The 7,746-nt window shown below is 69.2% G+C and carries 5 protein-coding genes; 4 read left to right on the top strand and 1 reads right to left on the bottom strand.

Translation table 11 applies throughout. From position 1 onward, the window contains the following. Positions 1-10 precede the first annotated feature (10 nt). A complete protein-coding gene (locus ACG0Z6_RS10145; RefSeq protein ID WP_394460969.1) occupies positions 11-562 on the bottom strand; it encodes a hypothetical protein in 552 nt (183 codons plus the stop codon). Positions 563-688: 126 nt separating this feature from the next. Between ACG0Z6_RS10145 and imuA the strand changes: the two genes are divergently transcribed. From imuA to ACG0Z6_RS10165, 4 genes are all read left to right on the top strand, one after another. Continuing rightward, a complete protein-coding gene (gene imuA / locus ACG0Z6_RS10150; RefSeq protein ID WP_394460971.1) occupies positions 689-1,468 on the top strand; it encodes a translesion DNA synthesis-associated protein ImuA in 780 nt (259 codons plus the stop codon). Further along, a complete protein-coding gene (locus tag ACG0Z6_RS10155) occupies positions 1,428-2,786 on the top strand; it encodes a DNA polymerase Y subunit UmuC family protein (RefSeq protein ID WP_394460973.1) in 1,359 nt (452 codons plus the stop codon). Before imuA ends, ACG0Z6_RS10155 begins: the two co-directional genes overlap by 41 nt. Before the next feature lie 6 nt (positions 2,787-2,792). After that, complete coding sequence (locus ACG0Z6_RS10160) at positions 2,793-6,023, top strand: error-prone DNA polymerase (RefSeq protein ID WP_394460975.1); 3,231 nt, start codon at positions 2,793-2,795, stop codon at positions 6,021-6,023. A 278-nt stretch (positions 6,024-6,301) separates the two neighbouring features. Next, entirely contained in the window at positions 6,302-7,555 is a 1,254-nt protein-coding gene (locus ACG0Z6_RS10165) for a TIGR03790 family protein (protein WP_394460977.1), read from the top strand. Positions 7,556-7,746: the final 191 nt, after the last annotated feature.

Here is a 7,746-nt window from a genome sequence, read left to right on the forward strand (position 1 = left end):
GGGCTTCCCTTCAGCAGGCGCAGCTGGCGCGCCACTGCGGCGGCTGCAACCACTGCGCGCGCAGGCCCCGCGCCTGCAGCTGCAGCGTGTCGCCTTGCGCAAGTTCCAGCTGCAGGGCGGTGTCTTTCCACGAAGGGGGCAGGGGCAAGGCCAGCACATGGTGGCGCTGCCCACCCTGTACCCAATGCCCCTGGCGCACGCGACCCAAGGCCGCGGACCACGCTGCGTGTTGCTCGGCCAACAGCGGCTGTGCGGCATCAAGCGCCAAGCACAGTTGCAAGCCGCTGCTAAAGCCCCAGCTCATCTGGCCCGGCGCCGCCTCGTCCGAGCGGCCCAGGTGCGCAGCAGCCAGGCGCAAGCGCAGCTCGGCCTGGCCATCGGGCGCAGTGTGCAGGGCCACCGCAGCCAGCTCAGACTCCGCCCAATCCAGCAGCACCGGGCCCAGCTGCTCCCAGCCCCCATCGTCACCCCACCAGGCTTGGCAGGGTGTGGCGCGCTGTGGGCCGCTGTGCAGCGAGCACTCCAGGCCTTGCAGCAAGGCCAGCAATTCAGCATCCGTCACCGGGTCGTCCTGTTGAGTATTCGTGGCAAAGGGCCGCCAGTATGCCGTTCGGTCAGCCCGGCGTGACACTGTGTTTTTGTACAGTTATCATGCCTCTCCGAGCTGCCCAGGCCGAGCCGTTGCGCCATGCTGTCCCCTCACCTTCCCACGCCCTCACCGCGCCTGCGCGCGCTCAACACCCAAGCCCTGCTGGCGCAGCACAGCGGCTTGTGGCGCGCCGCGCATTTGGGGCACAGCACCCAGCCCTGCTGGCCCAGCGGCTTTGCTGCACTGGATGCCGAGCTGCCCGGCGGCGGTTGGCCCACGCAGGCCTTGAGCGAGCTGCTGCAGGCCCAGCCCGGCGAGGCGGAGCTGCGCTTGCTGGCCCCGGCGCTGGCGGCCTCCTCGGGCGGGTCTGGCAGCAAGCCGCTGCTGTTGATCAACCCACCGCATGAGCCCCACGCCTTGCCGGGTTTGGGCGAGCGCGAACTGCTGTGGCTGCAGCCCAGCAGCGTGGCGCAAGCGCTGTGGAGCGCCGAGCAGGCCCTGGCCTCCAACGCCGTGGTGGTGGTGGCCTGGCTGGAGCGGGCCGATGCCGCGCAGCTGCGCCGCCTGCAAGCGGCCGCGCAGCACTGCAGCAGCCCAGCCTTTGTGCTGCGCCCGCTCGGCTGCGCGGCGCAGTCCTCGCCCGCACCGCTGCGCCTGAGCCTGGCCTGTGCCGGCCCGGGCATGCTGCAGCTGCAGCTGCTCAAACGCCGTGGGCCGCCCTGCGCCCAGCCCCTCTGGCTGCAAGCCTGGCCTGGTGCGCTGCAGCAGCAGCTCAGCCCGCGTCAGCAAGGCGCAGCCACTGCGCCTCCGCCCACGCCAGCACCCCTGGCCCAGCCCCGTGTTGACGCCCGCCGCGCCCACGCCAGTGCCGCGCGCTGAAGTCTGGCTGGCCGTGCTGCCCACGCCAGAGCCGCAGACTGCGCAGCCCACCCACGCCCGAGAGGCCTGGAGCTGGTGGGCGCTGCAGTACACGCCGCGCGTGGCCTGGCTGGAGGAAGGCTTGCTGCTGGAGCTGCGCAGCAGCCTGCGCCTGTTTGGCGGCCTGCGGCGGGTGCACCAGCGCCTGCAGGCCGAGGCACGCTTGCTGCACGGCGCCCGACTGGCCTGGGCGCCGCACGCACTGGCGGCGCTGGCGCTGGCGCGCTGCCAGGTGGCGCAAGGCCTGCGTGGCCCGCTGGAGCCGGTGCTCGACGCGCTGCCGCTGCACGCGCTCAGTGCGGCGCGCCCCCACCTGCCCATGCTCGCCCGGCTGGGGCTGCGACGGCTCGGGCAGCTGCGCGCCCTGCCCCGTGCCGGCGTGGCACGGCGCTTTGGCCCGGACTTGCTGCAGGCCCTGGCACAGCTCTACGGCGAACACCCCTTGCCCCTGCGCTGGGAGCAAGCGGCCGAGCATTTCGAGCACTGGCTGGAGCTGCCCTGGCGCGTGGACAACGCCCTGGCCCTGCTGCCCCACGCCCAGGCGCTACTGCAGCAGCTGTGCCTGTGGCTGGGTGCGCGCCAAGGCGGTCTGCGCGAGTTTGAGCTGTGCTGGCGCCACGACGCCATGCGTGCGCGCGACATCGGCCCAGGCGGGCAGCTGCGTCTGGCCACGGCCGAGCCCAGCCGCGATGCCCTGCACTGGGGCCGCCTCCTCAAAGAGCAGCTGCAGCGCCTGCAGCTGAATGCGCCGGTGGCCGAGCTGGGCCTGCGCAGCGCCGCCCCCGAGCCGCTCAGCAGCGCGCCGCTGGCTCTGCTGCTGGGCACGCCCGATCAGCGCGAGGCCCCGCGCGAAGCTCTGCACCAGCTGCTCGAACGCCTGAGCCTGCGCGTGGGCCCCGAACGGCTGCGCCGCGCCCAGTCCTGCGACGACCACCGCCTGGAATGCGCCGTGCGCTGGGAGCCCTGCACCCACCTGCCCGCACGCCGCACAGCCAGCACCCCACCGCCATGGTTGCCGCGCCCAAGCTGGCTGCTGCGCCCACCCCTACCGCTGGCCAGCCGGGCCGACCAACCCCTGCACCACGGGCCGCTGCAGCAGCTGGCGGGCCCACAGCGCATGGAAACGGGCTGGTGGGACCAAGCCCCCAGCGTGCAGCGCGACTACTACCTCTTTGCCAGCGCCAGTGGCGCGCTGCTGTGGCTCTACCGCGAACGCCCGCGCCGCAGCAGCGCCCCCGAGGCCAGCGCGCGCTGGTATTTGCACGGCATTTTTGGGTGAACCGCCATGAACCCGCTGCCCGACTACGCCGAGCTGCTGTGCCGCTCCAGCTTCAGTTTTTTGCAAGCCGCCTCCAGCCCCGAAGAGCTGGTGCTGCGCGCCCACGCCCTGGGCTACCGCGCCCTGGCGCTGGCCGACGAATGCAGCGTGGCCGGCGTGGTGCGCGCCCACAGCGCGCTGCAGCGCCTGCAGCAAGAGCTGGGCCTCAGCGCCGCACCGCTGCAGCTGCTGCTGGGCACGCGCCTGGCGGTGTGGGACGACACCGCCACGCCCACAGCCCCCACACCGGCCTTCGAGCTGGTGGTGCTGGCGCGCAATATGCAGGGCTGGGGCCATCTGTGCCAGTGCATCACGCGGCTGCGCCGCGCCTCGGCCACCAAGGGCCAGTACCGACTCTCCTGGCAAGAGCTCGATGGGCTGCTGGGCGTGGGGGCGCTGGACGACTGCGTGCTCTTGCTGCTGCCCCAGCGCCGCAGCAGCGACGAGGCCCTGCACGCCCAAGCACAGTGGCTGCTGAGCCATGCCCGCGGCCGCGCCTGGCTGTTGGCGTGCCGGCTGCTGCAGCTGGACGACGAGCTCTGGCTGCAGCGCCTGCAAGCCCTCAGCACCGCCACCGCCCTGCCCCTGGCCGCAGCGGGCGATGTGCTCATGCACCGCCGCGCCCGCAAGCCGCTGCAAGACGTGCTCACAGCCATCCGCCTGGGCCGGCCCGTGGCGCAATGCGGCCTGGCCCTGGCCGCACACGCCGAGCAACACCTGCGCAGCCGCCTGCGCCTGGCCCAGCTCTACCCGCGCGAGCTGCTGGATCAAACCCTGGCCGTGGCGCAGCAATGCCACTTCACGCTGGACGAGCTGCGCTACCACTACCCCGAGGAGCTGGTGCCCGCGCACTGCAGCGCCATCGCGCACCTGCGCACGCTGTGCCAGAGCGGCGCGCGCCAGCGCTGGCCCTCAGGCGTGCCCCCGCGCTGGCAAGCGCAAATCGACCACGAACTGGCCCTCATCGAAGAGCTGCGCTACGAGCACTACTTCCTCACCGTGGCCGACATCGTGCGCTTCGCGCGCTCGCGCGACATCCTCTGCCAAGGCCGTGGCTCGGCGGCCAACAGCGTGGTTTGCTACTGCCTGCACATCACCGAGGTGGACCCCGCGCGCAGCCACCTGCTGTTTGAGCGCTTCATCAGTCGCGAGCGCCAGGAGCCGCCCGACATCGACGTGGACTTCGAGCACGAGCGCCGCGAAGAAGTCATCCAGTACCTCTACAACAAATACGGGCGGGAACGCGCCGCGCTGGCGGCCACCGTCATCAGCTACCGCCCGCGCAGCGCGCTCAACGAGGTGGGCAAGGCCTTGGGGCTGGACGAAACCCTGGTGCAGCGCCTGGCGCGCGAGCACAGCCACTGGTCCAGCGAAGTGCTGCCCGAGGCGCGCTGGGCACAGCTGCAGCAGGAACTCGGCCTGAGCCCGGAAGACCCGCGCCTGCGCCAGCTCGTGGCCCTGGCGCGCCAGCTGCTGGGGCAGCCGCGCCACCTCAGCCAGCATGTGGGCGGCTTTGTGCTCACACGCGGACCGCTCTCGCGCCTGGTGCCAATTCAAAACGCCGCCATGCCCGAGCGCACCGTCATCGAGTGGGACAAAGACGATCTCGACAGCGTGGGCCTGATGAAGGTCGACGTGCTGGCCCTGGGCATGCTGAGCTGCCTGCGCCGCTCGCTGGCCTTTTACCGCCAGTGGCGCGCTCAGGCCCTGCGCCTTTCAGACATTCCCGAGGGCGATGCGGCCACCTACGACATGATCTGCGCCGCCGACACCATCGGCGTGTTCCAGATCGAAAGCCGCGCGCAGATGAGCATGCTGCCGCGCCTGCGCCCGCGCCACTTCTACGACCTGGTGGTGGAGGTGGCCATCGTGCGCCCCGGCCCCATCGAAGGCGGCATGGTCCACCCCTATTTGCAAGCACGCGCCCAGCCCGAACTCATCCGCTACCCCAAGGGGCTGGAGGCTGCGCTCTCGCGCACCTATGGCGTGCCGATTTTTCAAGAGCAGGTGATGCAAGTGGCCATGATTGCCGCAGGCTTCAGCGCGGGTGAGGCCGACCAGCTGCGCCGCGCCATGGCAGCCTGGAAGCGCCCTGGCGACCTGGAGCGCTTTTACGCACGCATCGTGCAAGGCATGCGCGAGCGCGGCTACGAAGACAGCTTTGCCGAGGCCATCTTTCGCCAGATCAAAGGCTTTGCCTCCTACGGCTTTCCCGAATCGCACGCCGCGAGCTTTGCGCTGCTGACCTATGTGTCGAGCTGGATGAAGTGCCACGAGCCCGCCATCTTCACCGCCGCGCTGCTCAACGCCCAGCCCCTGGGCTTCTACACCCCGGCGCAGCTGGTGCAAGACGCCAGGCGCCACGGCGTGTGCGTGCGCGCCGTGGATGTGAACCACAGCGACATCGACTGCACGCTGGAGCCGCGCAGCGCCGACGATGGGCTGCACGCCCAAGCCCTGCCCGGCTGGCCTGCGGGCGACCCGGGCCAGCCCGCGCTGCGCCTGGGCCTGCGCCTGGTGCAAGGCCTGTCGCGCCAGGCCATGGCCGCCATCGTGAACGCGCGCGAGCACGGCCCCTTCACCGATGTGCAAGATCTGGCGCGCCGCGGTGGCCTGGGCCAGCAGGAGCTGCAACAGCTCGCCGCCGCCGATGCCCTCAGCAGCGTGGCCGGCCACCGCCGCCAGCAAGTCTGGCAAGCCAGCGCTGTGCGCCGCCAGCGCGACCTGCTCGAAGGCAACGCCCCGGCCGAAGCCCAGCTCGTCCTGCCCCTGGCTAGCGAAGGCGAAGCCGTGGTGTGGGACTACGCCGCCACCGGCTTGACGCTGCGCCGCCATCCGCTGGCCCTGCTGCGCGGCGAGCTGCAAAGCCGTGGCCTGCGCAGCAGCGCGCAACTCATGCGTGCACGCGACGGCGCACGCGTGGGTGCGTGTGGGCTGGTCACCGTGCGCCAGCGCCCGCAAACCGCCAAAGGCACACTCTTCATCTCGCTCGAAGACGAGCACGGCAGCGTGCAAGTCATCGTCTGGGCCGCCATCTACGAGCAACACCGCAGCCTGCTGCGCCAAGCCCGGCTGCTGGCCGCACGCGGATGCTGGCAGTTGGGCGACGGCGGCGTACGCCACCTGCTGGCCCAGCGTTTCGAAGACCTCTCCCCACTGCTGGGCCAATTGCGCACCGACAGCCGCGACTTCCGCTGAAAAAATTTGCACCACCCGTGAAGCACATGCAGTGCGGTTGACACACTCATTCATTCACGACGCCAAGTCAGAGGCAAACTGTGCGGCTTGCGCACAAGCACCCACCGCGTGCGCACCGCAATATCGCCTGACCGTGGGAGTTTCTCTTCTGTATGCAGCAGCAAACCCACCTGACTTCACTGCGTCTTGGCACCCCACTGCTTGCGCTGGCATTGAGCGCCTGTGGTGGTGGCGGAGGCAGCAGCAGCGAACCCGCTCCCCCGGCAGAGCCGGTCAACATGCAACTGAGCCTGCAACTGCCCGCAGCAGGGCTCAAAAGCCAAGATCTGGCGCTGATCGTCGCCGAGGGCGACCCGCTGTCCGAGGCTGTGGCCGCTGAATATCAGGCCCAACGCGGCGTGCCAGACAGCAACATCATCCGCGTCAAGATCGCCACCAACAAACACGAGATCGGCGCCGACGCGTTCGCGGCCATCAAAGCCCGCATCGACGCGCAAATGCCGGCCAACGTGCAAGCCAGCCTCATCACCTGGAGCGCACCGTCGCGCGTCAAGGGCGCTCGCTGCGCCATGGGCATCACCAGCGCCATGGCCTGGGGCTATGACGCCAATGCCTGCATGGAAAACGATTGGTGCATCGATACCCGACGTTCGGACTATTTCGCCACCGAAGTCCGCCGCCCCTTTGACGAACTGGGCTGGCGCCCGGCCATGCTGCTCGGCGCCCGCACCATTGAAGAGGCCAAAACCCTCATCGCCCGCGGCGTTGCTGCCGACGGCAGCCTGCCCACAGGCACGGCCTATCTCGTGGCCACTGACGACACCGAACGCAACACCCGATACCCCGATTACGCCGGACTGCCCTCGGCGTGGGCCGGGCGCCTGAATGTGGTGCAAGTCAACAATATGAACGGCAAAGCCAGCAACCAGCTCAGCGGACGCCAAGACGTGCTGGTTCACATCACCGGCATTCCCTTCGTCACCGCACTGAAAGAAAACCGCTATCTCCCCGGCGCCATCGGCGACAACCTCACCTCCTACGGCGGCTTATTGCCTAGTGCCAATGGACAAACCAGCGTTTGGGAGTGGCTGGACGCAGGTCTGACCGCCACCTACGGCACCGTGGAAGAGCCTTGCAATTTCCCTGGGAAGTTCGCTCACGCACCGACCCTGCTGGACCAGTACTACCGCGGAGCCAGCTTGATCGAGGCCTATTGGAAGTCCGTCAAAAACCCCGGCCAAGGCCTGTTCGTCGGCGAACCCCTGGCCCGCCCCTGGCCGGATCAACCCAAGCTCGAGGTCGTCGGCTATCAATACCGACTCAGCGCCCGCAGCCTGATCCCAGGCCGCAAATATGCGCTCGAATACGCCATCACTGACAGCTGGATTGAACTGGGCGCCGTACAACCGAGCCGTTCGGGTCAACAAAGCTGGACACTGCCGCTGGCCCCTGCCGCTGCCACCAAACTCCGCTGGCGCGGCCCATGCACGCAAGACCCCACGCAAACCTGCACGCTGGCGTCCTCGCAATAAGCTTGCGGAATATCCGCCCAAAGTTCCACAAATATTTAGCTGGGCGGATACGAATATTCCTTCGCCCAAAAGCAAAACGCCCGATCGTATTAGACCGGGCGTTTGGGGATATTAGCCTGACGATGACCTACTTTCACACGGGAATCCGCACTATCATCGGCGCTGAGTCGTTTCACGGTCCTGTTCGGGAT

The organism is Roseateles rivi (assembly GCF_043555845.1).
Taxonomy (GTDB): Bacteria; Pseudomonadota; Gammaproteobacteria; order Burkholderiales; family Burkholderiaceae_C; genus Roseateles; species Roseateles rivi.

What these genes read in the sequence shown, in the direction of transcription:
- imuA (WP_394460971.1), top strand. Translation starts at nt 689, where the DNA reads ATGCTGTCCCCTCACCTTCCCACGCCCTCACCGCGCCTGCGCGCGCTC.
- ACG0Z6_RS10160 (WP_394460975.1), top strand. Translation starts at nt 2,793, where the DNA reads ATGAACCCGCTGCCCGACTACGCCGAGCTGCTGTGCCGCTCCAGCTTC.
- ACG0Z6_RS10165 (WP_394460977.1), top strand. Translation starts at nt 6,302, where the DNA reads ATGCAACTGAGCCTGCAACTGCCCGCAGCAGGGCTCAAAAGCCAAGAT.